Here is a 636-nt window from a genome sequence, read left to right on the forward strand (position 1 = left end):
TTCAAGAACGAGCGTGTCGTCGCCGCGACGAACGTCACCGATATGGATCTCCGCGCGATGAAGCGGCGGCCGATCTCCGTCTACCTCGCGCCCAACATCACGGATATCACGCTGCTCAAGCCGCTCCTGACGCTGTTCGTGCAACAGACAATGAACATTCTTACTCTCGAGCACGATCCGAACTCGCTGCCGGTCTACTTCCTGCTCGACGAATTTCGGCAGTTGAAGAAGATGGACGAGATCATGACCAAGCTGCCCTATGTGGCAGGGTATAACATCAAGCTCGCCATCATCATCCAGGACTTGAAGAATCTCGACGAGATTTACGGCGAAACCTCCCGGCATTCGCTGCTCGGCAATTGTGGTTGTCAGCTCATTCTAGGCGCGAATGATCAGGCGACCGCCGACTATGCATCGCGTGCGCTCGGCAAGCGGACCATCCGCTACCAGTCGGAATCCCGCACGATCGAGCTCTTCGGCCTACCAAGGCGCACGAAGGTCGAACAGATTCGCGAGCGTGACCTGATGATGCCGCAGGAAATCCGGCAGATGCCGGAGAGCAAGATGGTGCTGCTTGTTGAAGGCCAACGCCCGATCCTTGGCGACAAGCTGCGCTTTTTCGAGACACAGCCATTC

General features: G+C 57.1%; 1 protein-coding gene. It reads left to right on the plus strand.

Going from position 1 to position 636, the window contains the following annotated elements; translation table 11 throughout:
• Positions 1–636, plus strand: a 636-nt coding sequence (locus tag EN780_RS36610) for a type IV secretory system conjugative DNA transfer family protein (protein ID WP_148674718.1), incomplete at both ends; no start/stop codon positions are given.

It is taken from the genome of Mesorhizobium sp. M4B.F.Ca.ET.089.01.1.1, from assembly GCF_004022605.1.
Taxonomy (GTDB): Bacteria; Pseudomonadota; Alphaproteobacteria; order Rhizobiales; family Rhizobiaceae; genus Mesorhizobium; species Mesorhizobium abyssinicae.